We start from the raw sequence: 15,747 nt of genomic DNA, 5'->3' as shown, positions 1-15,747 counted from the left end.
CTACTCAATTAGTGAAAGGGTGGTTGGCGGAGTGGTCGAGTACCGCATCGACCGGCACAGCGGCGTGGCCACCTACGTGCAGATCGTGCAGCAGACGAAACAGGCCCTGCGCCTGGGACTGCTGCGCCCCGGCGACAAGCTGCCCACGGCCCGCGAGGTCGTGGAGGCCACCGCGATCAATCCCAACACCGTCCTGAAGGCCTACCGCGAGCTGGAACGCGAGGGCCTGGTCGAGGCCCGCCGCGGCCTCGGCACCTTCGTACGGCGCTCGCTGGGCACGACCCCGGCCGACTCCCCGCTCCGCGCGGAACTGGAGGAATGGGCCGAACGGGCCCGTACGGCCGGACTGGAACGGGACGACGTGGCCGCGCTCCTCACCGCCGTCCTCGACACGCACTTCCCGGGAGAACAGGGAGAACGTCCATGACCGACCCGGCCATCGAGGCCACCGGCCTCGGCAAGCGCTTCGGCCGGCGCCAGGGCCGCGCCCGCTGGGCGCTGCGCGACTGCGGGCTGCGTCTGCCCGCCGGACGCGTCTGCGCCGTCGTCGGCCCCAACGGCGCCGGCAAGTCCACCCTGCTCGCCCTGGCCGCCGGGCTCACCACCCCGACCGAGGGCCGCATCACCGTCCTCGGCACCGACCCCGCCTCGGCACGCGCGCGTGTGGGGTACGTCGCCCAGGACAAGCCCCTGTACCCGCAGCTCACCGTCGCGGAGACGTTGCGGATGGGCGCCGACCTGAACCCGGCGCGCTGGGACGCGGCCACCGCCGAACGCGTCACAGCGGCGGGCGACCTCGACCCCCGGTCCAAGGTCCGCTCACTCTCCGGCGGCCAGCGCACGCGTGTCGCCCTCGCCCTGGCCCTCGGCAAGCGCCCCGAACTGCTCCTGCTCGACGAGCCGATGGCCGACCTCGACCCGCTCGCCCGGCACGAACTGATGGGCACGCTCATGGCACAGGCCGCGCAGCACGGCACGACGATCGCGATGTCCTCGCACGTCGTCGCCGAACTGGAGGACTCCTGCGACCACCTCCTCCTGCTCGGCGGCGGCACGGTCCGCCTGTCCGGCGAGATCGACGCCCTCCTGGAGGCGCACGCGCGCGTGAGCGCCCCCGCCGACACCGCCGACCTGACGCCGCACACCGTCGTGGAGTCCCGCACCACCGGCCGCCAGCTCACCGCCCTCCTGCGCCCCGGAGCCCCGCTCCCCACCGAGTGGCGCGCCTCGGCACCGACCCTGGAGGAACTGGTCCTGGCCCACCTGCGCAACCCCGAGGCGCCGGCACTCCCCCGGGAGGCCGCCGCGTGAGCGCCCTGTCCGCCCCCGCACCGCTCCAGAAGACGCACGCGCCCCGCCATCTGCACTGGCTGCTGCGCCTGCACCGCCCGGCCCTGCTCACCTGGGCCGGCCTGGTCCTGGCGACCGCCGTGGCCCTCCTGTGGCTCCACGGCCCGGCGACCGACGCCGCAGCGGCGGCCTGGCGCCAGTGGAACGCCTGCCACACGGGGTCGTGCACCTACGACCAGCCGGCGATCCTGCGCTACAAGTCGCTGTACCTGTACACGACCGTCGCGGTCACCGCGGTCCCCTTCGTGGTGGCCGCCTGGTCGGGCGCCGCGCTCGTCGGCCGCGAGCTGGAGTCCGGGACGGCACGTCTGACCTGGACGCAGGGGGTCACCCCGACCCGCTGGCTGACGGGCCGCCTCGCCCTGCCGGCCGTCCTGGTCACCGCCGGCACCGCGCTCCTGGTCACCCTGCACCGCCTGGCCTGGACGGCCTCCGTAGGCCGTATCGACACCGCCGAGGCCTGGTACGACAACACCACCCTGCACGCCAACGGCCCCACCACGGTCGCCTTCGCCCTGGCCGGTCTGGCCGCCGGCGCGCTCGCGGGACTCCTGTGGCAGCGCACCCTGCCGGCCCTGATGTCCGGCATGGTCCTCGCCCTCGCCGTCCGTACGATCGCCGACCAGGCCATGCCCCACCTGTGGCCCACGGTCACCCACACCACCGACCTGCGCAACGCCGACCTCCTCGGTGACGTCCTCTACGTCGACGAGGGCCTGGTCACCTCCACCGGCCGGCACCTCGCCGACCCCGGCTGCGGCGGCAGCACGGACTGCCGGGCCCTGTACGAGAAGCTCGACGCGGTCGGCCACTTCCACACCTACCACCCGGTGTCCCACTACTGGCCGCTGCAGCTGACCACCACGGCGCTCACCCTCGCCCTGACCGCGCTGCTCACAGCAGCCGCGTATCTGGCGCTGCACCGCATCACGGGCCGCCGGGCGGCCGCCGTATGACCGCGACCCTCCTGCGGGTGCACCGCGCGGCGACGGCCGTGTGGACCGCCCTGATCCTCGCCCTGGCCGTCTGGACGCTCTGGCTGAACCAGGTCACCGCGGACGACACCCGTGCCGCGCAGACCCACTGCTCCCAGGACTACTGCGACGCCTTCGCGTCCCCCTACGGCGGGGACGCGGGCCTGGTCGCCCTCCTGATCGGCTACGCCTTCCTCCTCGTGGCCGCCCACGCGGGCGGCGCGCTCGTCGGCCGCGAGCTGGAATCCGGCACCGCGCACCTCGCCTGGACGCAGGGCGTCACCCCGACCCGCTGGCTGACGGCCAAGCTGGCTCTGCCCGCCCTCGCTCTCACCGCCGGGCTCACGCTCCTCGTAGCGGTGTTCCACTGGGGCTGGGCGGCCAACCGGGACCTGACCTTCGACGACTGGTACACCCCCGCGCTCTTCCTGGCCCGCGGCCCGACGGCGGTGGCGTACGCCCTGTGCGCCCTGGCCGTGGGCACCCTCGCCGCGCTCCTGCTACGGCGCGCCCTGCCGGCCCTCGGCGCCTCGGTCGCCGTGATGTGGCTACTCTCGATCACCCTGGAGACGTACCGGGCGGACCTCTGGCCCACACAGACCCGCACGACCGCGCACCCCGCCGAACTCCCCGCACACGCCTGGGAACTCGCCGGCGGAAGGAACGCGGACGGCTACTACGTCGTCTTCCACCCGGAGTCTCACTACTGGCCGCTTCAGCTCGTGGAGTGCGGCATCGTCCTGGCCCTGGCCGCGACGGCGACCGCGACATCCTTCACGCTGCTGCGCCGCCGAACGGCCTGAGCCTCCACGTGTACGTCCCTTCTTTCGGGGGGAGGGACGTGCACATCTCCCTTTCAGGGCGCGTGCGGGCACGTCGTGGCCGGTCGCGCAGTTCCCCGCGCCCCTAGTGCTGCGACCACGGTGACCGTCCGCCCTGGACCCGGAAGGGGCGACGGCCCGCACCCGCGCGCGGCGGTGAGGGGACGGGGTGGGGGGTGTCCGCCCGCAGCGTCCGGCACCGTGACACCGAGCCCTGGTCGGAAACAGCCGGCCGGACCGAGGACGGACACCCCCCACCCCGGCCCCGCCCTACAACGCACCGCAGGCGCGACCGCAACCGACCACACACCGCAACGGGCCGCCGCAGGCAAAAAAGGGGCGCGGGGAACGGCGCGACCAGCCACAACGCACCCGCAGAGAACCACACACCCAGCGCCGCAGGCACCCGCGACCAGCCACCACGCACCCGCAGCCGAAAAACTGCCCAGCGCCGCAGGCACCCGCACCCACACGTCATATCCCCGTAACCATCGATTCAGACGAGCTTGCGACGCTCGCTCAATGAAGCCCGCCGCGCCAGAGCCCCAGCACCCCCCGGAGGGCCCCGCATTTTCCGACGCGCCCCTCACCCTCCTGGCGCGGAAGAATGGATCCATGAGCCAGTCAGAGACGCAGGACAAGGTCCAGCAAGCGCAGCAGGCGCAGCCCTCCGTGGGCTCCATCGCCGCCCACCGCCCCCACACGGTGTCCGCCCCTGTCTCCGACCTCGATCCCGACCTCGACGCCGACCTGGACGTGTACGAGGAGTCCCAGGACGGCCGGGACGGCAAGGGCGCCACCCTCCCCCAGGGCCGCTTCCTGGACCGGGAACGCAGCTGGCTGGCCTTCAACGAACGCGTGCTGGAACTCGCCGAGGACCCGGACACCCCCCTCCTGGAGCGTGCGAACTTCCTCGCGATCTTCGCCAGCAACCTCGACGAGTTCTTCATGGTCCGCGTCGCCGGCCTGAAGCGCCGTATCGCCACCGGTGTCGCCACCCGCTCCGCCTCGGGCCTCCAGCCCCGCGAGGTGCTGGAGATGATCTGGGCCCGCTCCCGCGAGCTGATGGCACGGCACGCCGCCTGCTTCCACGAGGACGTCGCCCCGGCGCTCGCCGACGAGGGCATCCACCTGGTCCGCTGGAGCGAACTCGCGGAGAAGGAACAGGCCCGCCTGTTCACCCTCTTCCGGCACCAGATCTTCCCGGTCCTGACCCCCCTCGCGGTCGACCCGGCGCACCCGTTCCCCTACATCTCGGGCCTGAGCCTCAACCTCGCGGTCATCGTCCGCAACCCGGTCAGCGGCCACCGCCACTTCGCCCGCGTCAAGGTCCCGCCGCTGCTCTCCCGCTTCCTGGAGGCCTCCCCGGGCCGCTACGTCCCCATCGAGGACGTCATCGCCGCGCACCTGGAGGAGCTGTTCCCGGGCATGGAGGTGCTGGAGCACCACGCCTTCCGCCTCACCCGCAACGAGGACCTGGAAGTGGAGGAGGACGACGCCGAGAACCTCCTGCAGGCCCTGGAGAAGGAGCTGATGCGGCGCCGCTTCGGCCCGCCCGTGCGCCTGGAGGTGGAGGAGTCCATCGACCGCGAGGTCCTCGACCTCCTGGTCCGCGAGCTGAAGATCTCCGAGGCGGAGGTCTACCCGCTGCCCGGCCCGCTGGACCTCACCGGCCTGTTCCGCATCCACAGCCTGGACCGCCCGGAGCTGAAGTACCCGAAGTTCATCGCGGGCACCCACCGCGACCTGGCCGAGGTGGAATCGGCGTCGGCCCCCGACATCTTCGCGGCGCTGCGCCAGCGCGACGTCCTCCTGCACCACCCCTACGACAGCTTCTCCACCTCCGTGCAGGCGTTCCTGGAGCAGGCGGCGCAGGACCCGGACGTGCTGGCGATCAAGCAGACGCTGTACCGCACCTCGGGCGACTCCCCGATAGTGGACGCGCTGATCGACGCCGCCGAGTCCGGCAAGCAGGTCCTCGTCCTGGTCGAGATCAAGGCCCGGTTCGACGAGCACGCCAACATCAAGTGGGCGCGCAAGCTGGAGGAGGCCGGCTGCCACGTCGTCTACGGCCTGGTCGGCCTCAAGACGCACTGCAAGCTGTCCCTCGTCGTCCGCCAGGAGGGCGAGACGCTGCGCCGCTACAGCCACGTCGGCACGGGCAACTACCACCCCAAGACGGCCCGCCTCTACGAGGACCTGGGCCTGCTCACCGCGGACCCGCAGGTCGGCGCGGACCTGTCGGACCTGTTCAACCGTCTCTCCGGCTACTCCCGCCGGGAGACCTACCGCCGTCTGCTGGTCGCCCCCAAGTCGCTGCGCGACGGACTGATCTCGCGCATCGACAAGGAGATCCAGCACCACCGCGCGGGCCGCCCGGCCTTCGTGCGCATCAAGGTCAACTCGATGGTCGACGAGGCGATCATCGACGCCCTGTACCGCGCCTCGCAGGCCGGTGTCCCGGTCGACATCTGGGTGCGCGGGATCTGCGCGATCCGCCCGGGCGTCGCGGGCCTGTCGGAGAACGTCCGGGTCCGCTCCATACTCGGCCGCTTCCTGGAGCACTCCCGGGTCTTCGCCTTCGGCAACGGCGGCGAGCCGGAGGTGTGGATCGGCAGCGCCGACATGATGCACCGCAACCTCGACCGCCGTATCGAGGCCCTCGTCCGCGTCGTCGACCCCGGTCACCGGGCCGCGCTGAACCGGCTGCTGGAGACCGGCATGTCCGGCACCACCGCGTCCTGGCACCTGGGCGCGGACGGCGAGTGGACCCGGCACGCGACCGATGCGGACGGTCAACCTCTGCGCAACGTCCAGGAGATGCTCATAGACGCCCGGAGGCGCCGGCGTGGCACAGCGACACCATGACCTGACGGACCCCGCCGCCGGGCCATCCCCCGAGCTCTCGGCTGCGCTCGAGCAGGGAGGTGCCCCCACGGCGGACGCCCTCGCGGGCTATCTCCGTGCCCAGGCGACGGAGTTCCTGAGGGCCCTGCGCCTGCACCGGGAGACCGGGAGCGCGCACGGAACCCGGACGAGCGCGGCACCCGCCAACGGCGGACGACCCGGCGCAGCCACCAACGGCGGGCGGCCCGGCGCAGCCACCAACGGCGCGAGAACGGCCGGAGCGACGGCCGGAACGACCGCGCCGACGACCGGGGCGACGACCGCGACAACGGCCGGCGCAAGGCCCGGCGAGGCCCCCGCACCGCACACGGCCGTCGACGCCGCCCGTGCCCTGCGGCGCGCGGCCCGCCGTATCAGTGGCAGCCTGCACACCTTCCGCCCGGTGCTGGACCCTGCCTGGTCGGAGGAGATGCGTCCCGAACTGGCCTGGGTGTCCGGCACCCTGGCCCTGGAGCACGCCTACGAGGCCCGCCTCGAACGGCTGCTGACGGCCCTGCACCGGCTGTCCGGCGCGACGGCGCTCCCCGCACCGTCCGTCGGCACCCACCACTCGACGGCGACGGAACGCGGCCAGCTCACCGTCGGCGCGGCCAAGGCGGGCGCGCTGCTGGACCGGCAGCTGACGCTGGCCCGGACCCGGGCGCACTCCACCGCGCTGCAGGCCCTCGGCTCGGCCCGGTTCCACGCGGTCGCCGACAAGGTCGCCTTACTCGCCAGCGAGGTCCCGCTCCTCTCCCCGTCGGCCGATCTGCGCCCGCTGGCCGGGGCGGCGCGGGAGCGGCTGACCGACGCGGTGGCCGCGCTGCCGCTGGTCACCGCGGGCAGCCCGTACAACGCCGAGGCGCTGGTGCACGGCCTGTCGCCCGACCCGCCCTCCCCGCATCCGCAGGACGCGCCCTGGCACCAGGTCCGGCTGCTGCTGCGGCTGCACCGCTACGCCCAGGAGGCCCTGCTCGGCGGCGAGCCCGCGCCGAACGTACGGCTGCTGCAGGCCGGGCAGGCCCTGGACCGGCACCGGGACGCCTCGGAGGCGGCGGCCGCGGCGGCGCAGGCGGCCCGCACCCCGCGCATCGCCCCGGCGACGGCGTACGCCCTCGGCGTGCTGCACGCCGACCAGCGGCACGAGGTGGAAGCGGCCCGGTACGCGTTCCAGCGGACCTGGGCGAAGGAAGCCGCAGGACTCCCTTAAGGAGCACCAGGCCATGCACCTCACACCACCCACGCCGCCCACACCTCCCGCGGGCGCCCCCGTCGTCCTGGCCGCGGGCTGTGTGCTGTGGCGCCGCTCCCCGCTCGCCGGGGCGCTGGAACTGTGCCTGGTCCACCGGCCGAAGTACGACGACTGGTCCTTCCCCAAGGGCAAGCTCAAGCGCGCCGAGGACGACCTGGCCGGCGCGCTGCGCGAAACCCTGGAGGAGACCGGGCACACCGCCGCGCCCGGCGCCGAGCTGCCCACGCAGCGCTATCTGGCGAACGGCCGCCCCAAGCGGGTCCGCTACTGGGCGGCCGAGGCCACGGGGGGCGCCTTCACCCCGACCGACGAGGTCGACCGCGTCCTGTGGCTGGCTCCCGCGGCGGCCCGCGCCCGTCTCACCCAGCCGAGGGACCGCACGCTCGTCGAGGCGCTGCTCGCGTCGCTGCCCCTGCGATAGTCGGGCCCAGCGACCACCGCACACCCCGTGGCACCCCTCCTGGCCCACCCCTCACAGACGCCCCAGCGCCACCTCCCGTACCGGTTGGCCGGAATCCGGCCGTGTCCTCGACGTAAGCGTTCCGTGACCTAACCACACCGTCCCTAGGGGTTCACCCCGCGTTCATTTATGCCCTTCGGCGGCTTCACCTGTTCTGCCTAATTTCGGCCTTACCCGGTGCGGACGCGATCTGGGGGGACGCGTCCACCCGACCCCGACTTCGCAGCAATCACGCACGCCGCCGAATCAGGACGGCGGCTCCTGGAAGGAATTTCCTCAGTGAAGCTTCAGCGCATGAACCGGCGAGCCCTCGCCCTCGGCGCACTCGCCGTCTCCGGCGCCCTGGCCCTCACGGCGTGCGGCTCCGACGACACGGGCAGCAAGTCCAGCGGGGGTGGCGCCTCGACGTCCGCGGCCGCGGGCAACATCAAGTGCGACGACGCCAAGGGTCAGCTGCAGGCGTCCGGCTCGACCGCGCAGAAGAACGCGATCGACGCCTGGGTGAAGCAGTTCACGCAGGCCTGCCCCGGCGTGCAGGTCAACTACAACCCGACCGGCTCGGGCGCGGGCATCACCGCGTTCCTGCAGGGCCAGACCGCGTTCGCCGGTTCGGACTCCGCGCTGAAGCCCGAGCAGGTCGCCGAGTCCAAGAAGGTCTGCTCCGGCGGCCAGGCCATCGACCTGCCCATGGTCGGCGGCCCGATCGCCCTCGGCTACAACGTGCCGGGCGTGGACAGCCTCGTCCTGGACGCCCCGACGATCGCCAAGATCTTCGACGGCAAGATCGGCAACTGGAACGACAAGGCGATCGCGGCGCTCAACCCGAACGCCAAGCTGCCCGACCTCAAGATCCAGGCGTTCCACCGCTCGGACGAGTCCGGCACCACCGACAACTTCACCAAGTACCTGATCAGCCAGGCCAAGGCGGACTGGCCGTACTCGGGCGGCAAGGCGTGGCAGGCCAAGGGCGGCCAGGCCGCGCAGGGCTCCTCCGGCCTCGCCGCGCAGGTCAAGCAGACCGCCGGTGCGATCTCGTACTTCGAGCTGTCCTACGCCTCCGACGGCCTCAAGACCGTCGACCTGAAGACCGCCGCCTCCGAGCCGGCCAAGGCCACCGCGGACAACGCCTCCAAGGCGATCGCCTCCGCCAAGATCGCCGGCACCGGCCAGGACCTGGCGCTCAAGCTGAACTACAACCCGACCGAGGCCGGCGCCTACCCGCTGACCCTGGTCACGTACGAGATCGTCTGCGACAAGGGCAACAAGTCCGACACCCTCGCCGGCACCAAGTCCTTCCTGCGCTACGTCGCCTCCGAGGACGGCCAGAAGGTGCTGTCGCAGAACTCCTACGCGCCCATCCCCGCCGAGATCATCTCCAAGGTCCGCACCACCATCGAGGGCCTGAGCTAAACCAGCGTGCGGCCCGTCCCTCCCGGGGCCGGGCCGCACCGTCCGGTGCACCGCCGCCCGGGGCCGTATGCGACGTACGGCCCCACCGAGCCGCCCGCCCCCCGCGCGGCTCCGCAGACCGGAGAACCCGATGAACATATCGACGCAGACCACCGACGCACCTCCCCCCACGCCCGAGCGCCCCGCCGCCGAGACCAAGCGCGCGGCCCGTGGTGCCACCCGTCCCGGCGACCGGATCTTCCTCGGCCTCTCCCGTGGCTCCGGCATCTTCCTGCTGGTGATCATGGCCGCCATCGCGGTCTTCCTGACCTACCGCGCGTCCATCGCCATCAGCAAGGACGACGGCAACTTCCTCACCACGTTCGACTGGAACACCAACGTCGACCCGCCGGTCTTCGGCATCGCGGTGCTGGCCTTCGGCACGGTGGTCTCCTCGATCATCGCCATGGCCCTCGCGGTCCCGGTCGCGGTGGGCATCGCGCTGTTCCTCACCCACTACGCGCCGCGCCGCCTGAGCGGCCCCATCGCGTACGTGATCGACCTGCTCGCCGCGGTGCCGTCCATCGTCTACGGCCTGTGGGGCGCCCTGATCCTGGTCCCGCACCTCGGCGGCCTGTACAGCTGGCTCGACGACTACCTGGGCTGGACCGGCATCTTCTCCTGGCAGGGCGGCGCCGCCCGCTCGCTGCTCACCGTGGGCATCCTGCTCGCGATCATGATCCTGCCGATCATCACCAACGTCAGCCGTGAGGTCTTCCGGCAGACCCCGCTGATGCACCAGGAAGCGGCGCTGGCCCTCGGTGCCACGCGCTGGGAGGTCATCCGGATGTCGGTGCTGCCCTTCGGCCGCTCCGGCGTGATCTCCGCCTCGATGCTCGGCCTCGGCCGCGCGCTCGGCGAGACGATGGCCGTGGCGACCGTGCTCTCCCCGACCTTCGAGATCAAGGCCAGCCTGCTCGACCCGGGCGGCGGCACGTTCGCCCAGAACATCGCCAGCAAGTTCAGCGAGGCCACCGAGCTGGGCCAGGACGCGCTGATCGCGTCCGGTCTGGTCCTGTTCGTGATCACCCTGCTGGTCAACGGCGCGGCGCGCATGATCATCAACCGCCGCAAGGAGTACTCGGGGGCCAACGCATGAGCACCGCAGCCGTCACCGACACGCGCAGCAACTCCCTGCAGGGCGCCCGGCTGCCGAAGTGGTCGCCGTGGGCGTTCGCGGCCGGATCACTGGCCGTCGCCGTGGGGCTTGGCCTGGCCGCCGGCCTGCACAGCAAGGTCCAGTGGGGTCTGATCGCCGCGATCCTGTTCGTGCTGAGCACCTTCACCGTCGCCGCCCGCGTCGAGGGCCGCCGCCAGGCCAAGGACCGCATCGCCACTGCCCTGGTCTGGGTCTGCTTCCTGCTGGCCGTGATCCCGCTGACGTCGCTGATCTGGGCGACTGTCGCGCGCGGCGTGAAGGTTCTCAACGTCTACTTCCTGACCCACTCGATGGGTGTGGTCGGCGACTCCGAGCCCGGCGGTGGCATCTACCACGCCATTCTCGGCACCCTGGAGCAGGTCGGTCTCGCCTCCCTGATCTCCGTGCCGGTCGGTGTCCTCACCGCGATCTACCTGGTCGAGTACGGCCGCGGCAAGCTCGCCACGGCCGTCACCTTCTTCGTCGACGTCATGACGGGCATCCCGTCGATCGTCGCCGGCCTGTTCGTCCTCAGCTTCTGGATCCTCATCCTGGACATGGGCTACTCCGGCTTCGCCGGGTCGCTCGCGCTGTCGATCCTGATGATGCCCGTGGTGGTGCGCTCCACCGAGGAGATGCTCAAGCTCGTCCCGAACGAGCTGCGCGAGGCGTCCCTCGCCCTGGGCGTGCCCAAGTGGCGCACCATCCTGAAGGTGGTCCTGCCGACGTCGATCGGCGGCATCACCACCGGTGTGATGCTCGCCATCGCCCGTATCACCGGTGAGACCGCCCCGGTGCTGCTGCTGGTGTGGAAGACCAGCTTCATCAACAGCAACCCGTTCCAGGACCCGCAGGCCTCGCTGCCGCTGTACATCTACCAGCAGTACGCGAACAGCTCCGGCGCCAACGCGGCCTACGACCGCGCCTGGGCGGCGGCGCTCACCCTGATCGCCTTCGTGATGATCCTCAACCTGGTGGCCCGCGGCATCGCCCGCTGGAAGGCCCCGAAGACCGGTCGCTGACGCGGCCACACAGCGACCGAACAGTCTGGAAGTGAAGTAGTCATGGCCAAGCGAATCGACGTCAGCGGACTGTCCGCCTACTACGGCTCCCACCGCGCGATCGAGGACATCTCGATGACCATCGAGCCCCGCTCGGTGACCGCGTTCATCGGCCCGTCGGGCTGCGGCAAGTCGACGTTCCTGCGCACCCTGAACCGGATGCACGAGGTCACCCCCGGCGGCCGTGTCGAGGGCAAGGTGATGCTGGACGACGAGGACCTGTACGGCACCGGGGTCGACCCGGTCGCGGTGCGCCGCGAGGTCGGCATGGTCTTCCAGCGCCCGAACCCCTTCCCCACCATGTCGATCTACGACAACGTGGCGGCGGGGCTGCGCCTGAACGGCAACTACAAGAAGAGCGAGCTGAACGACGTCGTCGAGAAGTCGCTCAAGGGCGCGAACCTCTGGAACGAGGTCAAGGACCGCCTGAACAAGCCCGGCTCCGGCCTGTCCGGCGGTCAGCAGCAGCGTCTGTGCATCGCCCGCGCGATCGCGGTCCAGCCGAAGGTGCTGCTGATGGACGAGCCCTGCTCGGCCCTGGACCCGATCTCGACCCTCGCCATCGAGGATCTGATCGGCGAGCTGAAGGAGCGCTTCACGATCGTCATCGTGACGCACAACATGCAGCAGGCCGCGCGCGTGTCGGACCGTACGGCCTTCTTCAACCTGGCGGCCGTCGGCCAGCCGGGCCGGCTGGTCGAGATCGACGACACGGAGCGCATCTTCTCCAACCCGTCGGTCCAGGCGACCGAGGACTACATCTCCGGCCGCTTCGGCTGAGCCACCCGCGGCGCAACGGCCGCCGCGGCCGGGCCGCCCCCACGGCGGAACGGTCCCCGCGGCCGGGCCGCCCGCACAAGCCCCTCGCGGTGCTGCATGGCGGTGCCACCGCGAGGCACCAAAAGGGCCCGCCCCCTGGCTCCCGGGGGGCGGGCCCGTTTGTCGTTCCGTGCGGGCTCTACAGGAACGCGAGCTTCTCGATCCCGAACACCGCGGCGGCGACGAGTCCCGCGGCCGGCATAGTGATGAACCAGCCGAGCACGATGTTCTTGGCGACGCCCCAGCGCACCGCGTTCACCCGCTTCGTCGCGCCCACACCCATGATCGCCGAGGTGATGACATGGGTCGTGGAGATCGGTGCCTTGAAGATGAAGGCGGTGGTGAACATGATCGACGCGCCGGTCGCCTCCGCCGCGAAACCCTGCGGCGGGTCCAGCTCGATGATCTTGCGGCCCAGGGTCCGCATGATCCGCCAGCCACCTGCGTAGGTGCCCAGGGACAGCATCACGGCGCAGACGAGCTTCACCCAGACCGGGATCGGGTCACCGAACGTCTCGTGGCCGGAAATGACCAGTGCCAGCACCACGACACCCATCGTCTTCTGGGCGTCCTGGAGGCCGTGGCCGAGGGCCATGCCGGCGGCCGAGACGGTCTGGGCGATACGGAAGCCCCGCTTGGCCTTGTGCGGGTTGGACCGGCGGAACAGCCACATGATCGCCGTCATGACCAGGTAACCGGCCAGCAGACCGACGACCGGGGACAGGAACATCGGGATGACGATCTTGTCCAGGACGCCGTTCCACAGCACGTCCGTGCCGCCCGCCAGCGCCGCGCCCACCATGCCGCCGAACAGCGCGTGGGAGGAGGAGGACGGCAGGCCGTAGTACCAGGTGACCAGGTTCCACACGATCGCGCCGACCAGCGCCGCGAAGAGGATGGCCATCCCCGTCGAGCCGCTCGGCGTCTCGATCAGGCCCTCGCTGACGGTCTTGGCGACGCCCGACCCCAGGAAGGCACCGGCGAGGTTCATCACCGCGGCCATCGCCAGCGCCGCCCGCGGGGTGAGCGCGCGGGTGGAGACCGAGGTGGCGATCGCGTTCGCGGAGTCGTGGAAGCCGTTGGTGTACGTGAAGAAGAGCGCGACCGCGATGGTCACGACCAGAACGAAGGTGTCCATGGAGAGGTCAGGACTCCTTGACGGCGATGGTCTCCACCGTGTTCGCCACGTGCTCGAAGGCGTCCGCCGCCTCTTCCAGCACATCCACGATCTGCTTGAGCTTGAGCACCTCGATGGCGTCGTACTTGCCGTTGAAGAGGTGGGCGAGCAGCTTGCGGTGGATCTGGTCGGCCTGGTTCTCGAGGCGGTTGACCTCGATCCAGTACTCCGTCAGGTTCTGCATCGTCCGCAGGTTCGGCATGGCCTCGGCGGTGAGCTCGGCCGCCCGCGCCAGCACCTCGATCTGCTGCTCGACACCCTTGGGAAGTTCCTCGACGTTGTAGAGGACGACCAGGTCGACGGCCTCCTCCATGAAGTCCATGATGTCGTCGAGGGACGAGGCGAGGGAGTAGATGTCCTCGCGGTCGAACGGCGTGATGAACGAGGAGTTCAGCTGGTGGAAGATCGCGTGTGTGGCGTCGTCGCCCGCGTGTTCCGCGGCCCGCATACGCTCTGCGATCTCGGCCCGGGCGGAAGCGTCCGCCCCGAGCAGTTCCATCAGGAGTTTCGAGCCGGTGACGATGTTGTCCGCGGACGCGGCGAACATGTCGTAGAAGCTCGTCTCCCTGGGGGTCAGACGAAAGCGCACGTGGGGTCCTCGGGATGCATCGGTTTCGGTCAGGCTGATGCTAGGCGCATCATCCGGCCACGGCTAACGGGCCGCCCCCCAGTGTCGCCCATCCAGGAGACTGATCGGCACGGGGGCTTCAAGGGCCGCATCCCCTTCTACCCGGCAAACTTCGGTACCATATACCCACCAGGGGTATATAGCCGTAATCTGGACACGGGTCGGCACACAAGGCAGCACACTGGGAGGACGCGATGACGACCACCGAGGCCGGCGCGGGTGCGCCCTCCGCCACGGAGACGGACACCACAGCCGCGGCACCGGACGCGGTGACCGGCCACGACCACGGCGTGCACGGCTACCACCACCAGAAGGCCGAACACCTCAAGCGCCTGCGCCGCATCGAGGGCCAGATCCGCGGCCTGCAGCGCCTGGTCGACGAGGACGTGTACTGCATCGACATACTCACCCAGGTGTCGGCCTCCACCAAGGCGCTGCAGTCCTTCGCGCTGCAGCTGCTGGAGGAGCACCTGCGCCACTGCGTCGCCGACGCGGCCGTCAAGGGCGGCGACGAGATCGAGGCGAAGGTGAAGGAGGCCACGCAGGCCATCGCCCGCATGCTGCGCACCTGAGGCGGCGCGGGACCGGCCGTCTCAGCCCGCGCGGGCGTCCCGCTCCTCGGCCACGCGCAGCACCTCGTCGATGCTCTCCATGCTGAGCCGGTCCCGGGCGGCCGAGGCGGCGATGATCAGCTCGCAGCACAGCTCTATCTCGGCGAGCGCCACATGGTCCTGAACCGCCGTACCGCCGAGCGGAGCCACGAGCCTCACCTCATCTCTGCCGTCACCGGCTTCCTAGAGTAGGGAGCGGCCCGCGGCCGGCGCATGGCACGGAAGGGCTAGTCCTCCTCTACTCGGCGATCCGCCCGTCGTAGATGTCCGCGCTGCGCGGCAGCCGTACGGCGACGGGGGTGCCGAAGTCGTACAGCAGCGTCGTCGAGGCGACCGCCACGGCGTCCTTCTTCTGCCCGTTGACGAAGCTGAACCGGTGCCGGATCTTGCGGATGCGGCCGGCGTCGTCGAGATAGACGTCGAACGGCACCAGCGCCGTGGCGAACCCTTTCGCCGCGGCGCGCAGCGCGTCCCGGTCGGCGGGGACGAAGGCGCCGCGCGCGGCCGCGGCGAGGTCGGCGGTGCCGCGGTAGTGCCGCACCGGCGTCCCCGCGACCTCGGTGCGTCCCACGTAGGTCGCGGTGCGGGTGCCGCGCAGCACCTCGGCGGCGGCGAACGGATCGGTCGCGCCGCCGGTGACGAGGTTGCCGTCGGAGACCGACGCGCTCTCCACCCGCACCCATTTGTCGGCGGGCACCCCGGCGCCCCGGTTCTTCATGAACAGCGCACCCGGAGCGAGCAGTTCCGTGATCGGCCGGTGCTCGCTGCTGCCCGCCGGGTCCTGCGGCAGCACCACCCGCAGCTCCCCCAGCCGGTGCCGGAAGTCGTAGCCGCCCTCGCCGCGGATCGTCACCCGGGTGCCGCCGGTGGCCATCTCCATCGCCGTGCGCGCCTTCGAACTCCCGGCGGCCACCAGCCGGTCCGGCGCCTTCCTGAGCAGCCCGACCACGTCGTCCGCGCCGCGTGCGTCCTCGGCCGCGGCCCCGCTGCCGGAGCACCCGGCGGCACCGGCGCACACGCACACCATGACCCCGGCCGTGGCGAGTGCCCCGCCTGAACGCCGCCAGCGCTGCCGCCGCTGTGCCATCGCCTGCCTACCCCCAGCCGGTACGTCCGTCACG

General features: G+C 71.3%; 16 protein-coding genes. 12 read left to right on the top strand and 4 right to left on the bottom strand.

Features of this window, described 5'->3' with window-relative positions:
* Positions 1-31 precede the first annotated feature (31 nt).
* The 11 genes from ACZ64A_RS20755 to pstB all read left to right on the top strand — a co-directional run bounded on the left by ACZ64A_RS20755 (position 32) and on the right by pstB (position 12,171).
* On the top strand, positions 32-427 hold the full coding sequence (locus ACZ64A_RS20755) for a GntR family transcriptional regulator (RefSeq protein ID WP_469811967.1): 396 nt from the start codon (positions 32-34) through the stop codon (positions 425-427).
* Positions 424-1,311, top strand: coding sequence for an ABC transporter ATP-binding protein (locus tag ACZ64A_RS20750; RefSeq protein ID WP_469811966.1), 888 nt, complete (start codon positions 424-426; stop codon positions 1,309-1,311). Before ACZ64A_RS20755 ends, ACZ64A_RS20750 begins: the two co-directional genes overlap by 4 nt.
* The gene (locus ACZ64A_RS20745) at positions 1,308-2,306 is read left to right on the top strand and encodes an ABC transporter permease (RefSeq protein ID WP_469811964.1); all 999 of its coding nucleotides are present in this window, start codon (positions 1,308-1,310) and stop codon (positions 2,304-2,306) included. The genes ACZ64A_RS20750 and ACZ64A_RS20745 overlap by 4 nt, the downstream gene beginning before the upstream one ends.
* A complete protein-coding gene (locus tag ACZ64A_RS20740; protein ID WP_469811963.1) occupies positions 2,303-3,127 on the top strand; it encodes a hypothetical protein in 825 nt (274 codons plus the stop codon). Before ACZ64A_RS20745 ends, ACZ64A_RS20740 begins: the two co-directional genes overlap by 4 nt.
* 540 nt (positions 3,128-3,667) lie before the next feature.
* Positions 3,668-6,013, top strand: a complete 2,346-nt coding sequence (locus ACZ64A_RS20735) for an RNA degradosome polyphosphate kinase (protein ID WP_469811961.1) — start codon at positions 3,668-3,670, stop codon at positions 6,011-6,013.
* A complete protein-coding gene (locus ACZ64A_RS20730; RefSeq protein WP_469811960.1) occupies positions 5,994-7,241 on the top strand; it encodes a CHAD domain-containing protein in 1,248 nt (415 codons plus the stop codon). The genes ACZ64A_RS20735 and ACZ64A_RS20730 overlap by 20 nt, the downstream gene beginning before the upstream one ends.
* A gap of 13 nt (positions 7,242-7,254) precedes the next feature.
* Entirely contained in the window at positions 7,255-7,704 is a 450-nt protein-coding gene (locus tag ACZ64A_RS20725) for an NUDIX hydrolase (RefSeq protein ID WP_469811958.1), read from the top strand.
* A gap of 318 nt (positions 7,705-8,022) precedes the next feature.
* Positions 8,023-9,153, top strand: coding sequence for a phosphate ABC transporter substrate-binding protein PstS (gene pstS, locus ACZ64A_RS20720; protein ID WP_469811956.1), 1,131 nt, complete (start codon positions 8,023-8,025; stop codon positions 9,151-9,153).
* A 130-nt stretch (positions 9,154-9,283) separates the two neighbouring features.
* Entirely contained in the window at positions 9,284-10,291 is a 1,008-nt protein-coding gene (gene pstC, locus ACZ64A_RS20715; RefSeq protein ID WP_469811955.1) for a phosphate ABC transporter permease subunit PstC, read from the top strand.
* Entirely contained in the window at positions 10,288-11,352 is a 1,065-nt protein-coding gene (gene pstA, locus ACZ64A_RS20710; protein ID WP_469811953.1) for a phosphate ABC transporter permease PstA, read from the top strand. The genes pstC and pstA overlap by 4 nt, the downstream gene beginning before the upstream one ends.
* A 42-nt stretch (positions 11,353-11,394) precedes the next feature.
* Positions 11,395-12,171, top strand: coding sequence for a phosphate ABC transporter ATP-binding protein PstB (gene pstB / locus ACZ64A_RS20705; RefSeq protein ID WP_469811951.1), 777 nt, complete (start codon positions 11,395-11,397; stop codon positions 12,169-12,171).
* 178 nt (positions 12,172-12,349) lie between these two features.
* Here the strand turns inward: pstB and ACZ64A_RS20700 are convergent, their stop codons facing one another.
* Entirely contained in the window at positions 12,350-13,348 is a 999-nt protein-coding gene (locus ACZ64A_RS20700) for an inorganic phosphate transporter (protein ID WP_469811950.1), read from the bottom strand.
* A gap of 7 nt (positions 13,349-13,355) precedes the next feature.
* Positions 13,356-13,976: a DUF47 domain-containing protein gene (locus ACZ64A_RS20695; protein ID WP_103782764.1), complete on the bottom strand. Its 621-nt coding sequence runs from the start codon at positions 13,974-13,976 to the stop codon at positions 13,356-13,358.
* Between the two features lie 233 nt (positions 13,977-14,209).
* Here ACZ64A_RS20695 and ACZ64A_RS20690 point away from each other — a divergent pair, with 233 nt between their 5' ends.
* Positions 14,210-14,587, top strand: a complete 378-nt coding sequence (locus tag ACZ64A_RS20690) for a metal-sensitive transcriptional regulator (RefSeq protein WP_469811949.1) — start codon at positions 14,210-14,212, stop codon at positions 14,585-14,587.
* A 21-nt stretch (positions 14,588-14,608) separates the two neighbouring features.
* Here the strand turns inward: ACZ64A_RS20690 and ACZ64A_RS20685 are convergent, their stop codons facing one another.
* Both ACZ64A_RS20685 and ACZ64A_RS20680 read right to left on the bottom strand, forming a co-directional pair.
* A complete protein-coding gene (locus ACZ64A_RS20685; protein ID WP_469811948.1) occupies positions 14,609-14,776 on the bottom strand; it encodes a hypothetical protein in 168 nt (55 codons plus the stop codon).
* 88 nt (positions 14,777-14,864) lie between these two features.
* Positions 14,865-15,713, bottom strand: coding sequence for an SCO4651 family lipoprotein (locus ACZ64A_RS20680; protein ID WP_469811946.1), 849 nt, complete (start codon positions 15,711-15,713; stop codon positions 14,865-14,867).
* Positions 15,714-15,747: the final 34 nt, after the last annotated feature.

Source organism: Streptomyces sp. NPDC104814 (genome assembly GCF_055583185.1).
Note: the sequence above shows the minus strand (reverse complement) of the source record. Positions and strands in the feature narration are given on the sequence as shown.

What these genes read in the sequence shown, in the direction of transcription:
- ACZ64A_RS20750 (WP_469811966.1), top strand. Translation starts at nt 424, where the DNA reads ATGACCGACCCGGCCATCGAGGCCACCGGCCTCGGCAAGCGCTTCGGC.
- ACZ64A_RS20740 (WP_469811963.1), top strand. Translation starts at nt 2,303, where the DNA reads ATGACCGCGACCCTCCTGCGGGTGCACCGCGCGGCGACGGCCGTGTGG.
- ACZ64A_RS20735 (WP_469811961.1), top strand. Translation starts at nt 3,668, where the DNA reads ATGAAGCCCGCCGCGCCAGAGCCCCAGCACCCCCCGGAGGGCCCCGCA.
- ACZ64A_RS20725 (WP_469811958.1), top strand. Translation starts at nt 7,255, where the DNA reads ATGCACCTCACACCACCCACGCCGCCCACACCTCCCGCGGGCGCCCCC.
- pstC (WP_469811955.1), top strand. Translation starts at nt 9,284, where the DNA reads ATGAACATATCGACGCAGACCACCGACGCACCTCCCCCCACGCCCGAG.
- pstA (WP_469811953.1), top strand. Translation starts at nt 10,288, where the DNA reads ATGAGCACCGCAGCCGTCACCGACACGCGCAGCAACTCCCTGCAGGGC.
- pstB (WP_469811951.1), top strand. Translation starts at nt 11,395, where the DNA reads ATGGCCAAGCGAATCGACGTCAGCGGACTGTCCGCCTACTACGGCTCC.
- ACZ64A_RS20700 (WP_469811950.1), bottom strand. Translation starts at nt 13,348, where the DNA reads ATGGACACCTTCGTTCTGGTCGTGACCATCGCGGTCGCGCTCTTCTTC.
- ACZ64A_RS20690 (WP_469811949.1), top strand. Translation starts at nt 14,210, where the DNA reads ATGACGACCACCGAGGCCGGCGCGGGTGCGCCCTCCGCCACGGAGACG.
- ACZ64A_RS20680 (WP_469811946.1), bottom strand. Translation starts at nt 15,713, where the DNA reads ATGGCACAGCGGCGGCAGCGCTGGCGGCGTTCAGGCGGGGCACTCGCC.